This is a genomic window from Herbaspirillum lusitanum, assembly GCF_026127345.1.
GTDB lineage: Bacteria > Pseudomonadota > Gammaproteobacteria > Burkholderiales > Burkholderiaceae_D > Herbaspirillum > Herbaspirillum lusitanum.
The window spans coordinates 265,647-283,276 of the sequence record NZ_QXFG01000018.1; the positions used below are offsets into that span (position 1 = coordinate 265,647).

Below are 17,630 nucleotides of genomic sequence, written 5' to 3' on the forward strand. Positions count from 1 at the left end.
TCCTTCCCCGATTCACCAGTCACCAGTCACCATTCGCGCGAATAAATCCTCGACGCCTCAGCGCAGCGTCAGACGGATAAACTAGAATGCCTGTGTCGTCTCTTGCGGCCATGCCTTCCTACGATCCGGTTTGATCCGGTTGATCCGACTCCCAACCCGTATTGCCCCACACCACACATGCTGCGCTGCCTCTCATTCGGCTTGCAATCCCGCCCCCGGCGCCTGCGTTCGATTTCCCTTCTGTTCCTTTTATCAATGTGCGGCTTGCTCGCCGCTTGCCAGCGCGCGCCGCAGGTCTTGCCGCAGCAGGCTTACATCTGGCAGCGGCAATGGAGTCCTGCCGTCGGCGCCGCCATGCAGGCCAGCGATCAGCTGGTCGGCGGCTGGCGCGTGCTCGCGGCGGAGCTCAATGCGCAGCGCCAGTGGAAGATCGTCAATCCCGACTGGCAGGCGCTGAAGACGACGCAGCACGCCATCGTGATGGTGGTGCGGCTGGACGGCCAGACCGGATCGCTTGATACCGCCACGCATGCGCGCGTCAACGATCTGCTGGCGCGCTGGCGGCAACAAGGCGTGCCGATAGCGGGCGTGGAAATCGATTACGACTGCCCGACTTCGCAATTGCCGGCGTATCGCAATTTCCTGGCCGGGATGCGGCAAAGCCTGGACCGCGACACCACGCTGTCGATCACGGCGCTGCCGACCTGGCTCAACAGTCCCGAACTGAGCAAGCTGCTGGCGATTACCGACGAATCGGTGTTGCAGGTGCATGCGGTGATGAATCCACGCCAGGGCCTGTTCGACGCCGAGCGCGCGCAGGCGTGGCTGAAGGCCTATGCAAAACAGAGCGCGCATTCATGGCGCATTGCATTGCCGTCGTACGGCACGCGCGTGAGCTGGGACGACAACGGCCGCATCAGCGCAGTCGAAAGCGAACGTCCCCTGCTGGCGTCCGGCAACGCCGCGCAGGAGCTGACGGCATCACCGGCGGTGGTGAGCGCCTTCCTCGCGCAGCTGGACAAGAATCCGGCGCCGGGCCTGATCGGCGTGGTCTGGTTCCGCCTGCCGACCGAAGACGACGTGCGCAACTGGAGCCTGCCGACCTGGCAAGCGGTGCTGGCGCGTCAGCCGCTAGTCTCCGTAGTCTCCGCCGTGACGGTGGAAGCCCGCGGCAATGCGCAAGCCGGCCTGCACGACCTCATGCTGCGCAATAACGGCAACGCCGACAGCGCGCTGCCGCTGATCGTGCGCATCGATGCGGCATCGGCCTGCGACGCCGCCGACGGCATCAACGGCTACGCCCTGGAGGCCGACGCCCAAGGCAAATATCTGCGACGCACGCGCGACGGTTTGCTGCGCGCCGGCTACCAGCGCAACATCGGCTGGGTCCATTGCGGGCAAGCACACATCCAACTCCATGTGGAACACTGACATGAACATCAAACATCTCCGCATCGCGGTCGCATTGGCGATCCCTTTCAGCGCTGCCGTCGTGATCGCCTGCGGTCCCGACTTCCCGCTGCAGGTGCTCGACGATCGCGCCGGCACGCTCAAGGCGACGCCAACCAATTCCTTCGCCTACGAAGCTGCGCATCTGGTCAAACCCGGCGACGCATTGCTGGCCAATGAAAGCGACAGCACGCCCGATCCGTCCGGCAAGCCGGACGCCGCCGATGCCGCCTTCATGACGCCCGTCCAGCTTGCCCAGCTCAAGGCCGTGCGCGCGCTCAAGGACGGCGACGCCGCGTATGCGCAAGGCCCTGACCTGCCGCCGGCGGTACGGTTGTATGCGGCCGGCGCGGTGGATTATCTTGCTGCCGCTGACGCCGGAACACGCGCACGGAAACGCTTCCAGGCCGTGCTTGATTTACCCAAAACCGACGGCGACAAACGCGCCGTGTGGGCTGCCTACATGCTCGGGCAGAGCCACGCCGGCGCCATCACGGCCGCCGGCAACGAGCCCGGCGAAGAACGCGCCAAAGCCATCCAGGCGTATGCACTGGCGCGTTCGCGCGCGATTTCCGGTGCGCCCGATCCCAAGGGACTGGCGGTGGCGAGCTACGGCGAACAGGCGCGCGTATTTCTGGTCGGTAGCGCGATCAACAGCACGACCATGTGCGGCTATCTCGATTTCGTCAACGCCATGCCCTGCGCCGACGACGTCCCGGCCGCCGACCTGAAGCAGGCCGTTCGGCTGTACGCCGAACAGGCCGCGCGCAATTCCAACAGCGGCGTGCAATCGCTGCGCATCATCGCGGAATGGGCGCTGAGCGATGCCGGGCGTGCGCAGAAGCTGATTGACGATCCGATCGCACAACGCCTGCTGGTCGGCTATGCCCTGGCGCGCGTGGGCGACATGAGCGGCGCCGACGCCAGCCAGCCGGCCGAATACGACGCCTCGTGGGGCGGCTACGGTTACGTCGATGCCGGCAGAGGCGGCAAAGACGTCAAGGTCAATCCGGTGCTGCCGTCGCTGGTTGCAGCGTTGCAAAAACGCGGCATCGCCAACATTGCCGACGCCGATCGCGTGGCGGCGCTCGCTTATCGCAGCGGGATGTACGAACTGGCGCAGACGCTGGCGGACAAGCAGCGCAGCGCGTTGGCCAGCTGGGTGCGCGCCAAGCTGGCCTTGCGCAAGGGCGACGTGGCGGCAGCGGCGCAAGCCTATGCCGAGGCCGCCAAAGATTTCCCGCAAAATGACGCCAGCGTCGAGCCCGCCTCGCTCGGCCTGATCAAGGCAGAACAGAGCGTGCTGACGCTGTCGCGCGGACAATACGTCGACGCCTTCGATCAGCTGTACAAGGTCACCACGGCCAGCCAGGCGCGCGGCAAGAACGACAGCCTCGGCCATCCGCTCTACAGCGATTACAGCGGCGACACCTGGTACCTGGCCGAGCGCGTGTTGACGGTCGATGAACTCAAGACCTACGTCGATGCGCATGTCCCGGCAACACCGGTACCGGCGCCGCCGCCGATCCTCCCGGTCACCCCCGACCAGTCCTATTACGACTGGTTGAGCGCGCATCCTGCGCAACTGTCCGACTACCTGCGCCGGCTGCTGGCACGACGCCTGGTGCGCGAGGGACGCGTCGCCGATGCGCTGCCCTATTTTCCCGACGACCAGGATTTGCGCTACGTCGACGTCGACGAGAATTACTACACCGACGGCAAGCGGACCCTGGCCGCCTGGCGCTATCGCGCCACGGCCAAGGAATATGGCGACGCGCTCAATGACGCCAAACATGCATGGCGCGCCGTGACGCGCGCCGAAGCCTGGTACAAGGCGGCAATACTGGCGCGCCGGCGCGGCATGGACATCATGGGATACGAAGAAGCGCCCGACTACGCCGGACTCGGCGGCATGCTGGCGTTCGGCATGGGCCGCATGGAAGTCCGGGAAGATCCGCGCGACGACGCCAGCAAGGCGCCCCTCGCCAAAACACCCGGGCAGCGCGCGGCCGTCGACCTGCCCGGTCCCTTCGTCACCGACGAGGAGCGCAAGCGCTATGCCGCCAGCGAGAGCAAACCCAACCAGCGCTATCACTACCGCAACATCGCCGTCGACTACATCATGAAGTCGGCCGACGAACTGCCGGCGCGCTCGCAGGCTTTCGCCGCGGTGCTGTGCCAGGGCACCGGCTTCGTCTACTACGATGCGGCGCTGGCCCCCGTGCCGTATCGCCGCTACGTGAAGGAAGGTGCAGCCGTGCCATTTTCGGCGGACTTCGGCCAGAACTGCGCGGAGCCGGATTTCAAGGCGGCGGGCCGCTTCCCGTATGTGCAGGCGTGGAAGAAGACGCGCCATTGGGTGGCGACGCATCGCAACGCGGCCATCGTCGCCGCGGCGCTGGCGCTGATTGCGGCAGCGGCCGTTGTCAGCGGGCTGGTGCGACGCCGGCGACGTAATATGCGCGCGGCGAAGTTGTAATCATTGTTATTTTTATAACTTTGTTTTTGAGAGTTTTCTCATATAAATCCGATCCTTAAATCGTCAGAATGGCTTCACTGCTTAAGCAAACACAAGGTGCTGAAGCAAAACGAATTCAAACGAACTTCAACTCATTCTGACTACTTAAGGAAACGATCATGAGCAAGCAAATCGCCCTCTTCTCCGCCCTGGCTGCTTCTCTGCTGGTGTCCTTCGCCGCGCAAGCCGCCGAGACCGCCGAACTGAAGGTCAAGGGCGTGATTCGTCCGTCGGCCTGCACCCCGGCCTTCACCGGCACCAACGTGGTCGACTACGGCACCATCTCCGGCGCCGGCCTGAAGAAAACAGCCGCGAATCCGCTGCCTGAAAAGACCATCGCCTTCACCGTGACTTGCGATGCAGCAACCAAGGTCGCCGTGCGCGCCATCGACAACAAGGCCTCGACCGTCGTCCCCGGCCTGATGACCGCAATCAACTCCAACCTGGCCGACAAGCATGCCTACGGCCTGGGCGCAGCGGACGGCAAGAACATCGGCGCCTACAGCGTGCGCACCATCGTCGGTTCGTTCACGGCCGATGGCGCTACTCCCGACGTGGTGGCCGACGCCGCCAACAACAACACCTGGGCCAAGTCGACCTACGGCCGCTTCCACGCCGACGGCAGCGCGCGCCAGTCGTTCGCCGCCACCGGCGCGACCGTGCCGGGTTCGTACAAGACCATCTCCGGCAACCTCGGCGTGACCGCCGTGCTGGACAAGGGCGACAACCTGCCGCTGACGCAGAACATCGACCTCGACGGCTCGGCCACGATTGAAGTGCAGTACCTGTAATTGAATTGACTTGAGGAGGCGCTGTGGTTGGCGCAAAGCCCGTCCCTGCATTGCGCGGTGGCGGGCTTTTTCATGGCGCGTCGTCGTTGCTGCGCTATTGCTGCGTTACGGCCGCCGACTCAGCGCGCGCCGTACGTCATCCAGCACCGGCACCAGCGCGACGAAGATCAGCGTGGCGGCAAGCGGCAAGGTGAATATGAAGCCGATGTGCCTGAATCCCAGCGCACCGACCACGCCGCCGGTGAAGAACAGCGCCACCAGCGTGGTCAGCGTGCGAAGTTTGGCGACGTCCGCGCGCACATGCATGTCGGGATGGCGGTTGCTGTTCCAATAAAGCGCCTTGCCCAGTTCGATGCCGATGTCGGTGACCATGCCGGTGACGTGGGTGGTGCGAATTTCCGCGCGCGAAAGCTTGGTGATCATGGCGTTCTGCAAGCCCATGATGAAACACAGCAACAGCACCGTGACCGGCACGAACAGCCACTCGATGCCGGTGATGTTGCCGCCCAGCAGCGCGAAGCACAACAGCAGCAGCGCTTCGGCGATCAGCGGCATGGCGTATTCGGCTTCAAGGCGACGCTTGCGCGCCCAGTTGATCAGCACCGCCGAACTGGCCGCGCCGGCAATGAAGAACAGCATGCTGGCCGCGCCCGACAACAACAAGCCGATCGCACCGATGGCGACATCCTCGGCCATCATCGACAGGATGCCGGACATGTGCGAAGTGAATTGCCCGACCACCAGGAAACCGCCGGCATTGATCGCGCCCGCAATCGCGGACAACACAAAGGCCAGATGCCGGTTGGCGGCCAGGGTGCGGTTCTTGCCGGCGAGACTGCGGAGATAGGAGACGGGCATAGCGGTTTTCCGAGGCAATACAGCGCTGAACAGGAAGGAGACCACCGTGCATGCAGGTCTCCGGTATGGCCCCCAAAGTATAGCGCTCCCGCCTCGCTGATGCTGCCGGCTACGTTCTCTTGTGCGCCAGCGATGCCGCATGATCCGGTAAAAAGACGCCTGGAAAGAAGCGGCTGCAGGAAGACCGGAGGGGCGCGAATTTCACCTGAATTTCATATGTCCGTCACGCGAACAAATGCGCCGCCATGAAATCCACGAATGCACGCAACTTGGGCGAGAGATAGGGACTGGACGGCCACAGCATGCGGAAGGTGCCCGAGTGATGGATGTAGTTGTCGAGCACGCTCACCAGCGTGCCTTTGCGCTCCTGTTCGCGAATCGAGAAATCCGGCAGGCAAGCAATGCCCAGCCCGGCCTCGGCCATGTGGATCAGCGGCTCGATGGTGTTGACCACGGCGGTGGTCGGCAAGTCCAGCGTGAGGTCCTTGCGGCCTCGGCCGCCGCGCAGGGGCCAGCGCTCCAGCTTGCCGTTGGTGGCGAAGCGGTGATGCAGGCAGGCGTGCTGCAGCAGATCGTCGGGCGTGCGCGGCACGCCGGCGCGTTTGAGGTAAGCCGGCGACGCCGCCAGCCGGAACCTGAACTTGCCGAGCGGTCGCGCCACCAGGCGCGAATCGACCGCGTCGCCGGAACGCACTACGGCGTCGAAGCCTTCGGCGATGACGTCAACCAGTCTGTCGGTGAAATCCAGTTCCAGTTCAATCTCGGGATGCACGCGCATGAAGGCGCTCAGCGCCGGCATCATCAGCATGCCGACGATGGGCATGCTCACGCGCAGCTTGCCGCGCGGCGCGCCCAGGCTGTGTGCGAATTCCTGCTCGGCCGCTTCGACTTCGGCGAAGATGCGGCGACAGCGCTCGAGGAAGGCGGCGCCTTCCGGCGTCAGCGTCACCGAACGCGTGGAACGGTGGAACAGTCGCACGCCGAGCCGTTCTTCCAGGCGCGCAATCGACTTGCCGACGGCCGAGGACGACACGCCGAGCTGATGCCCGGCGGCGGTAAAACTGCGCGCTTCCGCCGCCTGGACGAAGGCGTTGAGCGAGTTGAGGCTATCCATGGCGCTCCTTCGCGCGTCGTGTCCGGTTTCAATTGCGGACATATTGATCCAATGTGTTTGGAACTATAGCCCAATTGTCCGCAGTCGCTGAAAGCCTTATCTTGGTTGTTCACGCAATGGCGTTTGCCGCTGCTTCACTCGACAACGACCGGACCTCCAAAATGACTTCTTCGACCTGCTCCAACCCCGACACCCCTGCGCCGGCATCTGCGCGGCCTCACCCGGCAAACAGCACGATCAGCCAAACCGCCGGCAAACTTCCGCTTGCAGGTTTGCTGGCGCTGGCCATGGCGGCGTTCATTACCGTCCTCACCGAGGCCATGCCGGCTGGTTTGCTGCCGCAGATGAGCGCCGACCTGGGCGTGTCCGAATCCCTGATCGGGCAGCTCGTGACCCTGTATGCGATCGGCTCGATGATTACCGCCATTCCGCTCACGGCAACTACCCAGAGCTGGCGCCGCAAACCCTTGCTGATGACGGCCATCGTCGGCTTCGTGATCGTCAACACGATCACCGCAGTATCGACCAGCTATGCGCTGACGCTGGCGGCGCGCTTCTTCGCCGGCGTGTTCGCAGGCGTGGTGTGGGCGCTGATCGCGGGCTATGCGGCGCGTATGGCGCCGTCACATTTGCAGGGCCGCGCCATCGCCGTCACGATGGCCGGCATCCCGATTGCGCTGTCGCTGGGCATCCCTGCGGCGACGTTTCTCGGCGCGAGCGTGGGCTGGCGCCTGAGCTTCGGCATCATGAGCGCGATGACGCTGATCCTGATCGTCTGGACGATCGCCCGGGTGCCGGATTTTCCTGGCCAGAAAAGCGACAGCCGTTTGTCGATCGCCGGGGTGTTCATGCTGCCCGGCGTGCGTTCCGTGTTGTTTGTGACGCTGGCGTTCGTGCTGGCGCACAACATCCTGTACACCTACATCGCGCCTTTCCTTGCGCGGGCCGGCATGGCGGACAAGGTCGGTGCGATCCTGCTGATCTTCGGCGTGAGCGCACTGGCCTCGATCTGGGTCACCGGCGCCCTGATTGATCGCCGGCTGCGCACGCTGGTGCTGATCAGCATCGTGCTGTTCGGCCTCGCTGCAGCGACACTGGGAATATGGGGCAGCGCCCCGGCGATGGTGTATGCCGGCGTAGCGGCGTGGGGATTGGCGTATGGCGGCGTGCCAACCCTGTTCCAGACGGCGTCGGCCAAGAATGCCGGCGACGCGGCTGACCTCGCACAGGCGATGATCGTGACGGTGTGGAACCTGGCCATTGCCGGCGGCGGAATTGTCGGCGGCGTGCTGCTCGATACCGTCGGGGTGGCATCGTTTCCGTGGGCCTTGCTGGCGCTGCTGGCGCCGACGCTGGCAGTGGCGTGGCTGGCCCGGCGCAAAGGCTTTCCGGCCGCCGCGTTCCTTTAATTTGACGGCACGCGCTCAGGTATAATCGGGCCGCTTCTGTGCGGCTCTTCCGTGGATTTGTCGACACTGCAACACATGACCGGTCCGCAGCTTGAAAACCATCTTCTCCACTTTATCGGCAGTCACCTTGGCGCTTGGCCTGAGCGGCTGCATTGCCCCGCCCATTGCGCTGACGCCGCTGACCGAGCAGCGCCTCAATGTGCTGGCGCCGATTCGTTTCCTGCTGACCTTCGACGACGGTCCGAGTGCATCTGGCTTTGCCAATCCGACGCTGTCGATTCTGGACGATCTCGCCAACAACCCGCACGTGCCCGGCGTCAAGGCGGTGTTCTTTGTCCAGACGCGCGCCAGCGGTGCAGGCGGTAGCGAACTTGGTCGCGCGATCATGCGGCGCGAGCATGCGGAAGGACATATTCTTGGCTTCCACACCAGTACTCCGGGACATACCAATCATCGCGACCTGAGCCCGCAGGCGCTGGAACAGTCGCTCACCGATGGCAGTGCCGATATTGCCGCCATCACCGGCGCCGCACCGACTTTTTTGCGTCCGCCGTTCTGGAACTTCGATCAGCGCACCTTCGCCGCCTATCAGCAGCACGGTCTTCATGTGCTGATGACCGATGTCAGCCTGAACGACGGCAAGATCTGGGGCTACAACTTCAGCCTGCGCCGCCGTTCGAATATCCTGCGGCAATTGTCGGAAGTGCGCGAGCGCATCGCCGACGGCGAACTGCCGACCGTGGATGGCGTGATCCCGGTGGAAGTCACGTTCCACGATCTCAACCGCTACACCTCGCGCCATATGCTGGAGTACATGCAGATCCTGCTCGACAGCGCGCAGGAAACCGGCCTGAGAGTGGCCGCCAAGCCGTTCTACGACGACAGCGCGGCATTGCAGCGCGCAGTGATGGCGCGCACGGTCACGGACCGTTCCAGGCCTCTGCATTTGCCGCCGCTGTGGGCCTGGATGTGGGATGGCAATTCTCACTGAGCGCATTGATCACGCTCTCGCAGGCAGATTTCAGGAAAGCCCGAATTGTTTTCTCAAGCTGGCGTCCACCGGCCCTGCCGGCAAGAATCGGCGTAATGTACCCAACAGCGAGGCCTGGCCGGCAGGCGTGCGGCGCATGCGCCATTTGCCAAGCGCTGCGTCAACGATTGTCGTGGCAACGGCATAGGGCTCAGGCGCCTCGTTGGTAGCGCGGGCAACCGCGGCGGCCACAATATTGCGCTCCCGGTCGTAGGCAGCAAGAGTGGACTTGGCCTGCGGTGAATTGGTCTCCAGGCTGGTTCTGGTGTAGGCCGGCTCCACCAGCGTGACACGAATGCCAAACTGTCGTACTTCGTGATCCAGTGTTTCCGACAGCCCCTCGATCGCATGCTTCGATGCCGAATAGAGCCCCATGTAGGGCGCAGGAAGGAATCCAAGCACGGAACTCACGTTCACGATTCTTCCCGAGCGCTGTTTCCGCATGTGCGGCAAAACGGCTTGCAAGGTACGCATGATGCCGAAGACATTGGTCTCGAATAGACTCATCGCCTCGGTCATGTTGGTCTCCTCCACCGCGCCGATCATATTCACCCCGGCGTTGTTGACGAGTACATCGATGCGTCCGGCGGCGCCCACGATCTCGGCAATGGCATGGCGCACTGAGTCGTCGTTGCGGACATCCATCTCAATCAGGGTGACGCCGGGCAATGGCGCCGCCGTGGAGATATTGCGGACGGTGCCGAATACCTCGCATCCCTGCCGTGCAAATTGCTCGGCCGCCGCCCGACCGATACCGGATGAGACACCGGTTACCAAAACAACTTTTGAAGTCGCCATCATTTTTCCTTTTGATTTAATTTGAAATCCGTTGCGCTGCACGCAAGCACGCGGCCGCGCTATTGCTTCATCTGCACTACCACCTTGCCTTTGGCACGGCCTTGTTCAAGATGGACGAGCCCATCCTTCGCCTGATCAAACGCAAACACCCTATCGATCACGGGGCGGATTCGCCCGCTCGCAAGCAAATCACCGATTTCGGCAAGCTGGCCGCCGTCTGGGCGGACGAACAGGAAGGAATAGCTGGCGTCGCGCCTTTTTGCGCGGCGAATGATCTTCGCGCTCAACAGGCTGAACACCACCTTCATGAGAAAGTTCATCCCGCGCGCGCGGGCGAAGGCGGCGTCCGGCGGCCCTATCAACGAAACTACCTTGCTGCCGGGTTTCAGGATCGCCAGGGACTTTTCCAGCGCGTCGCCCCTGACGGTGCCCAGCACGGCATCGTAGCCCCGCAGCACGTTCTCCACGTCCTGCTTTTTGTAGTCCACTACTTCGTCCGCGCCGAGGCTACGCACCAGGTTCACATTGACGCTGCTGGTCGTGGTACCCACCGTCGCACCAAAATGTTTGGCCAGTTGGATAGCGAAAGTGCCTATACCGCCCGAACCCGCCGGGATGAATACCTTCTGCCCTGGTTTAAGTTGCGCGCGCTCATGCAACGCCTGCCACGATGTAAGGCCAACCATCGGGATCGAGGCCGCCTGTACAAAGTCCAGATTGGCCGGCTTGAGCGCGGCTGCATATTCAGGCACGGCAGCGAATTCGGCGAGGCTGCCGCCCGGAAGGTCAAAGATGCTGGCGAACACGGCGTCGCCCGGCTTGAAGCGCGTTATCTTGCTTCCCGCTTCGATCACGATCCCTGCCAGGTCACTGCCGACTGTGTGGGGCAGTCGCAACGGCAAGATGGGCTTGAACGTGCCCTTCGCGATCATGTAGTCGATAGGATTCAACCCGGCAGCGAGCACCTGAACAAGGATTTCATCTGGTTTGATCACTGGTCGCGGGATTTCGGCGAAGCCGACCTTGTCGAGTCCGCCATAGCTTTTCAGAACGAGTGCTTTCATGCTTTCCCTCTTTTTCTTTCTATGTACGGCGACGGTCCTTGCATCGACCTGCCGCGCGGGGTTAACCCTGTCCTCACCGCCCCCGGGTCGGTGATGATTGCCGGCCGACATGCAGCAACGCCAGCGTGAACATGACTTCAATGACAACCGCTGCCAGGATACCCGGCGCGGCTATGGGCGTAGCTCAGGCCGGCAGCAATCGGGGTGCGACCTTGCCGGTTTGGGTACCCGCAAAGAGCGCAGCGCGCGCCGATTCAAAACGCTCGATGGCACCCGCGTCAGCCACTGCGGGCAATGTGATGCTTTCACCTTGGTCCAGCGCGGCCAGGGCCGCATCGACCATCGCTTCTGTCGGCATGACCGTATCGGGATTCAGGGCAGAGAGCGGTACGCCGGATTGGTCCCAGACCTCCGTGGCTGTGGCGGCCGGGAGTACGACCTGCACCTTGACCGCCGTGTCGGCCAGCTCCTGCTGCAGACCGCGGCTGAAACTCAGGACAAATGCTTTTGTGCCGCTGTACACCGAGCTGATCGGTAAAGAATGCAGCGCCAGCGCGGAGGAGATATTGATGATCAAGCCTTCGTTACGCGCCTTCATGCCAGGCAAGGCCGCGTGCGTCAGGCGCGTCAGCGCGGTGATGTTCAGCGCAATTTGCGACGTGGAATCTTCCAGAGCGCCGCCGGCGATGGGCGCGAGCCGTGCAATGCCGGCGTTGTTCACCAGGACACTGACTGCCGGGTTCGTCGTCAGGACTTGCGCTACGCTGGCCTGGCCGTCATCCGTGGCCAGATCGGCGACCAGCGTCTCGACGCTGACACCATGCGTCGTGGAAATCGTTGTTGCCAGCGCTTGCAGCCGGTCGGCGCGCCGGGCGACCAATACCAGGTCGTAACCGCGTTTGGCGAAACGGTCGGCATAGACTGCGCCGATTCCCGACGAGGCGCCGGTGATCACGGCGATTTTTCGTGTGGATGTTGACATCGTAGATCCTTAAAGAGTTAGCACTGCTGTGCTGGATTTCCAGCGAACAAAAGGCATAAATATGATAATCATCATATTTATGATCAAAAAAAAACTACCGGAAAACTCAATCGGTAGCGGGGTTGAAGTGCTTCATCGTGGCCGCGCGCAGCGCCTCGGACAGCGCAGGGTCATCAACCGCCCGCGCAATCACGGTGGTGCCGATCAAGGCGCACAGCAGCGCCATCGCCTGCTGGTGCGCCTGCGGCTGCCCCCAGTCCGGTAGCTGGCGGGCAATCAAATCGATCATCTCCTTGATATGTATCGTTGCGGCACGCCGCACCTCGGGAGACTGGCGCGGCATTTCCGAGCCCAGCGCCGACACCGGGCACCCAGTCTCAATAGCACTGATATGCTCGGACGATAAATACGCCTGCATCATTGCCTGTATTGCCTGCCCTGGCGGCGCAGCGGAGGTCACCCGAGCCGCCAGAGCAGCCGATTCGGCCCCCGCATGTCTCCAAGCCTCGGCCAGCAAGGCGTCGCGCGACTTGAAGTGCGCGTAAAAACCGCCGTGCGTCAGGCCGGCTTCCTTCATGATGTCAGCCAGGCCGGTACCCGCATAGCCACTACGACGGATGGCGCGCGCCGCCACCTCCACGATACGATCGTGCGAGATTTCCTTACGTTTCCTGGTTGCGGTTTTGGCTGGCTTATTTTGCATGATGACCATCATATATTATTTTTGTTTTTCCTGCACAGGAATCATGCAATTGCGTGTCTCATTCGGTACTGACTGTACCGGGATGCACCATCGGTAATTGGAGATTGGTTGCTGGTGAGCGGTGGCGGAAGGCTTCGGAAGCGCGGCCTGGTCGGAGAATCGCCACACCCGGTTATCCGGGCGTGAGATTGGAGAGTTCAGGCAGTGACTGCATCGTCGCTCTCTACGGTAGCGTTTATCTTTGTAGAGTAGAGAGTAGCGACGATCATTGTTCAGTTGCGTTTATCGTTGCCGTTGGAATTCACAAACCAACCAGGCCGTGCGCCTGTTGATCCGCATGGTAGCTCGAGCGCACCATGGCGCCGACGGCGGCGTGCACGAAGCCCATCTTGTAGGCTTCTTCTTCATACATCTTGAAGGTGTCGGGATGCACGTAGCGGCGCACCGGCAAGTGGTCGCCGCTGGGCATCAGGTATTGGCCGATGGTCAGCATGTCGACGTTGTGGGCGCGCATGTCGCGCATGACTTGCAGGACTTCTTCGTCGGTCTCGCCGAGGCCGACCATGATGCCGGACTTGGTCGGGGTGTTCGGGTGCAGATCCTTGAAGCGCTTGAGCAGATTCAATGAATATTCGTAATCGGAACCGGGACGTGCTTCCTTGTAGAGGCGCGGTGCGGTTTCGAGGTTATGGTTCATGACGTCCGGCGGCGCCATCTTGAGGATTTCCAGCGCGCGATCCATACGGCCGCGGAAGTCCGGGGTCAGGATTTCGATGCGGGTCTCCGGCGACAGTTCACGCACGCGCCGGATGCAGGCGGCGAAGTGGCCGGCGCCGCCGTCGCGCAGGTCGTCGCGGTCGACGCTGGTGATGACGACATAGCTCAGCTTGAGCTGGGCGATGGTGCGGGCCAGGTTTTCCGGTTCATTCGGGTCGAGCGGATCGGGACGGCCGTGGCCGACGTCGCAGAACGGGCAGCGGCGGGTGCACTTGTCGCCCATGATCATGAAGGTCGCGGTGCCCTTGCCGAAGCATTCGCCGATGTTGGGGCAGGACGCTTCTTCGCACACCGTCACCAGATTGTTGGCGCGCAGGATGTCCTTGATTTCGTAGAAGCGGGTGGTCGGCGAGCCGGCCTTGACGCGAATCCAGTCGGGCTTCTTGAGCTTTTCCGCCGGCATGATCTTGATCGGGATCCAGGCCGTCTTGCCGGCGCCCTTTTGCTTGTCGGTGGCATTGCGCAGCGTCGGCGCGGCTGGAGTGATTTCGGTAGTCATAGTAGTGATTTCTTTTGCCATCAAGGCGATGGCGCCATAGCAAAATGCGCAACGAGTTGGTCGGCAAGCAGCGTCTGCACGTCGCTCAGCGGGGCGTCGACGTTCAGTGTCTGCATGTCGACGGTGGCGAGGCCTTCGTAGCCGCAGGGGTTGATCCAGGAAAACGGCGCCAGGTCCATCGCCACATTGAGCGATACGCCATGATAGGTGCAACCGTTGGCGCGGATTTTCAAGCCCAGCGCGGCAATCTTGGCGCCTTGCCACGGCCCTGCGCTGACGTAGATGCCGGGCGCGCCCTGCTTGCGCTCGCCAGCGAGATTATACGCCGCCAGCGTGTCGATCACCGCCTGTTCGATCTTTTGCACGAATTCGCGGGCGAACAGGCGCGCGCCGGGATGGTTGCGGCGCAGGTCCATGAGCAGGTAGACCACCACCTGGCCGGGGCCGTGGTAAGTGACTTCGCCGCCGCGATCGGTCTGGACCACGGGAATGGCATGGGGATTGAGCACGTGGGCGATGTCGGCGCCCAGGCCGAGCGTGAACACCGGCGGGTGTTCGACAATCCAGAGCTGGTCGGGGGAGTCTGCGGTGCGGCTGTCGGTGTACGCGCGCATGGCGTCGAAACTGACCTGGTAGTCTTCAACGCCGCGCCGGACGACTTGCGGCGCCGTCGGCGTCGAGGCAGCCAGGAGGGCCGGTGGAGCTTGTGGTGCGGTATGCATATGCCCGCAAGTGTAACGAAAATCGCCGGATTGCGCCGAGGTGCACCGGGTGCAAGGTCGACTGAGATGCCTCGAAGAAACTTAAGATTGCCCGCAATTGCTTGCCGTTCCGGCCGCGACGGGCGACACCGTCCGGCGACCGCGCAAGCGCCGGGCCAGCGTCCGCATTCCGTCGGCCAGCCGCATCAGCCAATGGCGGCGGCACAGTCCGACTTGCAGCTTGCTGGTCGTCTTGACCGACTCAATCACCACCAAGCCTTGGCCGGGAATGTCCAGGCTCTGGCCGCCGGCCAGCCAGTAATCGGTGCGCCCGCCTTCGACCGTGATCCAGACGCGGCCACTGTCGACTTGCAGGCAGAGCGGACGCGTGACCTGCAGCGACATGAGGTCGCCGGCTTGGAGGCGGATGTTTTTCTTAGTGAATATATTTTGCATGATAGCCTCTCTCGGTTGTGCCGGGAAAGCTTGGGCAACATACCCTGCTGTCCCAGCGTGCGTGCACTTTTGTGCGATCCGTGAAGCCATTTTAGTCAGCGCCACAGGCAAACCAAAACGATATATATTGGCATCTCTTGATAGTTTTACTCACATACCATGGCCGACTTTCGTAAATTGCCCAATCTCGCTGCATTGCGCGCCTTCGAGGCCGCTGCGCGCCACGACAGCTTTTCGCGCGCGGCCGAAGAAATCCACGTCACGCCGGGTGCGATCAGCCACCAGATCCGCGCGCTGGAAGAGGAACTGGGCCTGCCGTTGTTCACCCGCAACGGCAAACGCATCGCCATCACCGAAGCCGGCCTGCGTTTCGCCGCAGCCATCCGCAATGCCCTGACCGAAATCGCCGCCGCCGCCGAAATGCTGCAGGAACAAGGCGGCCGGCAACGCCTGGTCGTCTCGTCGCCGCCCTCCTTCGCGTCGCGCTGGCTGGCGCCGCGGCTGTGGAAGTTCATCGACCGCTATCCGGACATTGAAGTCATCCTGCAATCGAGCAGCCATCTCAACGACCTCGCGCGCGACGGCATCGACGTCGGCGTGCGCTTCGGGCTGGGAAATTATCCCGGCCTGAAAGCTGAATTGATCATGGAAGATTTCTACTATCCGGTAGCCAGCCCCCACTATCGCCAAGGCCGCCTGCCCTCGTCGCCGCAGCAATTGCGCGACTGCGTGCTGTTGCGCATGGACGGCTTGCAGGAATCCTGGTTGCCGTGGTTCAAGCTGGCTGGGCTGGATCTGCAGGATCCGGCCGGCGGCCTGGTGACGCAGGATTCGTCGCTGACCTTGCGCGCAGCGGCCGAGGGCGCCGGCGTGGCGTTGACGCGGCATGCCATCGCCTCCCAGGAAATCGCCGCCGGCGAACTGGTGCGCCTGTTCGACATCGCCTGGAAAAGCGAGCGCGCCTACTATTTTGTGTGCCATGCGGAAACGCTGGGCAAGCCGCAGGTCGGGCATTTCCGCACCTGGCTGCTGGAAGAAATCGCACTGTTCAAATCGAACGAACGCTGGCCCGGTCCGTAACCGGCAAATACCGCCCGAAAACCTCTCTGTTCGACTGCTTGGAAAACGCCGGATGCCCTATCGTGCAGGTATGGAGCGGCGAACGATATGAACAGTTGCCGACAGGTATCCGCCGACCGCGGATGCCGATGAAATCCCCTCCCCACATTGCTGCATGGAGTTGCTATCCGCAACGTATGCGCATCGCCCGCGCAGACGAAGTCCGATCTTGTCTGCGCGCTTACTGCTCGCTTACTGCTCGCTTGAGCTTACCTGAGCATTGCCGCCGTCTTGCCGGCCGGACTCGTCTGAAGTCGCGTTGAATATTATTTTCGCCAGGAGTCACTTATGAAAAATCTTAAAATCGGCACACGCCTCGGCATCGGTTTTGTCGTCATCCTCATGCTCATGGTCGTGATGCTCGGCATCAGCGTCTGGCGCTTGCACCAAATCAATTCCGCCGTGGTGGCGATCACCTCCGACTCGGTCACCAACGAGCGCAACGCGGTCGAATGGCTGGCGGTGATCCGCGAGAGCGGCATTCGCACGCTGGCCGTGATCAAGACGGAAGATCCCGATGCGCAGCAATACTTCACGGCGCAGATTGCCGCCGAGTCGGCCCGCATTGCGCCAATGCGCAAGAAGATCGAAGAGGTCAACACACCGCCGCAAGAGGTTGCTCAGCTGGCCGAGATCAACAAGGTGCGCGATACCTACCAGGCGGTTCGCAACGATGTCTTCAAGCTCAAAAAAACCGGCGACATGGACGAGGTCAAGAAGATGACCGCAGAAAAATTCATGCCCTTGTATGCCTCCTACACAGAAGCAGTCGCCAAATTCCGCGACATGCAGCGTCAGGAAATCACCACCTCGGCCGCCGCGATCGCCAACGACTATTCGTCCAGCCGCAACATGCTGCTCATTCTCGGCATCGTCGAGCTGGTGCTGGGCGGCACGCTTGCCTGGCTGTTGACGATCAGCATCACGCGCCCGCTCACACAAGCAGTGGGCATAGCCGAGACGGTGGCGGCGGGCGACCTGAGCTCGGACATCGTGGCCGGCGGCAAGGATGAGACCGGCCAGTTGCTCACCGCGCTCAAGACCATGAACGACAACCTGCTCAATATCGTCAGCCAGGTGCGCGTCGGCACCGACACCATCAGCACGGCGTCGAGCGAAATCGCCAGCGGCAACCTCGACCTGTCGAGCCGCACCGAACAACAGGCCGGCTCGCTGGAAGAAACCGCCTCGGCGATGGAAGAACTGACCTCGACCGTGAAACAGAACGCCGACAATGCACGCCAGGCCAACCAGCTGGCAGTATCCGCATCGGAAGTCGCGATCCAGGGCGGCGCAGTCGTCAGCCAGGTGGTCGACACGATGGGTTCGATCAATGAATCGTCGCGCAAGATCGTCGACATC

Annotated in this window: 15 protein-coding genes and 1 pseudogene; 7 read left to right on the forward strand and 9 right to left on the reverse strand. The window is 62.6% G+C overall.

The window, feature by feature from the left end:
- Nucleotides 1-255: 255 nt before the first annotated feature.
- From DXT88_RS23075 to DXT88_RS23085, 3 genes are all read left to right on the forward strand, one after another.
- The gene (locus DXT88_RS23075; RefSeq protein ID WP_265216220.1) at nt 256-1,431 is read left to right on the forward strand and encodes a DUF3142 domain-containing protein; all 1,176 of its coding nucleotides are present in this window, start codon (nt 256-258) and stop codon (nt 1,429-1,431) included.
- A gap of 1 nt (nt 1,432) precedes the next feature.
- Nucleotides 1,433-3,928: a hypothetical protein gene (locus tag DXT88_RS23080; protein ID WP_265216199.1), complete on the forward strand. Its 2,496-nt coding sequence runs from the start codon at nt 1,433-1,435 to the stop codon at nt 3,926-3,928.
- Nucleotides 3,929-4,086: 158 nt separating this feature from the next.
- The gene (locus DXT88_RS23085; RefSeq protein ID WP_265216200.1) at nt 4,087-4,758 is read left to right on the forward strand and encodes a DUF1120 domain-containing protein; all 672 of its coding nucleotides are present in this window, start codon (nt 4,087-4,089) and stop codon (nt 4,756-4,758) included.
- Nucleotides 4,759-4,869: 111 nt separating this feature from the next.
- On the opposite strand, the pseudogene DXT88_RS23090 reads toward DXT88_RS23085, so the two are convergent.
- Together DXT88_RS23090 and DXT88_RS23095 are read right to left on the reverse strand one after the other, a co-directional pair.
- Nucleotides 4,870-5,616: pseudogene (locus DXT88_RS23090) on the reverse strand (YoaK family protein); the annotation flags it as partial.
- A 223-nt stretch (nt 5,617-5,839) separates the two neighbouring features.
- Entirely contained in the window at nt 5,840-6,730 is an 891-nt protein-coding gene (locus tag DXT88_RS23095; protein WP_265216201.1) for a LysR family transcriptional regulator, read from the reverse strand.
- A 161-nt stretch (nt 6,731-6,891) separates the two neighbouring features.
- Between DXT88_RS23095 and DXT88_RS23100 the strand changes: the two genes are divergently transcribed.
- Together DXT88_RS23100 and DXT88_RS23105 are read left to right on the forward strand one after the other, a co-directional pair.
- Nucleotides 6,892-8,139, forward strand: a complete 1,248-nt coding sequence (locus tag DXT88_RS23100) for an MFS transporter (protein WP_321161133.1) — start codon at nt 6,892-6,894, stop codon at nt 8,137-8,139.
- 91 nt (nt 8,140-8,230) lie between these two features.
- Complete coding sequence (locus DXT88_RS23105) at nt 8,231-9,130, forward strand: polysaccharide deacetylase family protein (protein WP_265216202.1); 900 nt, start codon at nt 8,231-8,233, stop codon at nt 9,128-9,130.
- Nucleotides 9,131-9,160: 30 nt separating this feature from the next.
- Here the strand turns inward: DXT88_RS23105 and DXT88_RS23110 are convergent, their stop codons facing one another.
- The 7 genes from DXT88_RS23110 to DXT88_RS23140 form a co-directional block, all read right to left on the reverse strand.
- Entirely contained in the window at nt 9,161-9,967 is an 807-nt protein-coding gene (locus DXT88_RS23110; RefSeq protein WP_265216203.1) for an oxidoreductase, read from the reverse strand.
- Between the two features lie 59 nt (nt 9,968-10,026).
- On the reverse strand, nt 10,027-11,031 hold the full coding sequence (locus tag DXT88_RS23115) for an NADP-dependent oxidoreductase (protein WP_265216204.1): 1,005 nt from the start codon (nt 11,029-11,031) through the stop codon (nt 10,027-10,029).
- A 184-nt stretch (nt 11,032-11,215) separates the two neighbouring features.
- Nucleotides 11,216-12,013 (reverse strand): SDR family NAD(P)-dependent oxidoreductase, encoded by a 798-nt coding sequence (locus tag DXT88_RS23120; RefSeq protein ID WP_265216205.1) that lies wholly within the window; start codon nt 12,011-12,013, stop codon nt 11,216-11,218.
- 106 nt (nt 12,014-12,119) lie between these two features.
- Nucleotides 12,120-12,728, reverse strand: a complete 609-nt coding sequence (locus DXT88_RS23125) for a TetR/AcrR family transcriptional regulator (RefSeq protein ID WP_265216206.1) — start codon at nt 12,726-12,728, stop codon at nt 12,120-12,122.
- Between the two features lie 289 nt (nt 12,729-13,017).
- Nucleotides 13,018-13,992: a lipoyl synthase gene (lipA, locus tag DXT88_RS23130; RefSeq protein ID WP_265216207.1), complete on the reverse strand. Its 975-nt coding sequence runs from the start codon at nt 13,990-13,992 to the stop codon at nt 13,018-13,020.
- A 20-nt stretch (nt 13,993-14,012) separates the two neighbouring features.
- The gene (gene lipB / locus DXT88_RS23135) at nt 14,013-14,714 is read right to left on the reverse strand and encodes a lipoyl(octanoyl) transferase LipB (RefSeq protein WP_265216208.1); all 702 of its coding nucleotides are present in this window, start codon (nt 14,712-14,714) and stop codon (nt 14,013-14,015) included.
- Between the two features lie 81 nt (nt 14,715-14,795).
- The gene (locus DXT88_RS23140) at nt 14,796-15,149 is read right to left on the reverse strand and encodes a DUF2917 domain-containing protein (RefSeq protein ID WP_265216209.1); all 354 of its coding nucleotides are present in this window, start codon (nt 15,147-15,149) and stop codon (nt 14,796-14,798) included.
- A gap of 159 nt (nt 15,150-15,308) precedes the next feature.
- Here DXT88_RS23140 and gcvA point away from each other — a divergent pair, with 159 nt between their 5' ends.
- Entirely contained in the window at nt 15,309-16,229 is a 921-nt protein-coding gene (gcvA, locus tag DXT88_RS23145; protein ID WP_265216210.1) for a transcriptional regulator GcvA, read from the forward strand.
- Nucleotides 16,230-16,556: 327 nt separating this feature from the next.
- Nucleotides 16,557-17,630: MCP four helix bundle domain-containing protein (locus tag DXT88_RS23150; RefSeq protein WP_265216211.1), on the forward strand; the 1,074-nt coding region annotated here is incomplete at its 3' end.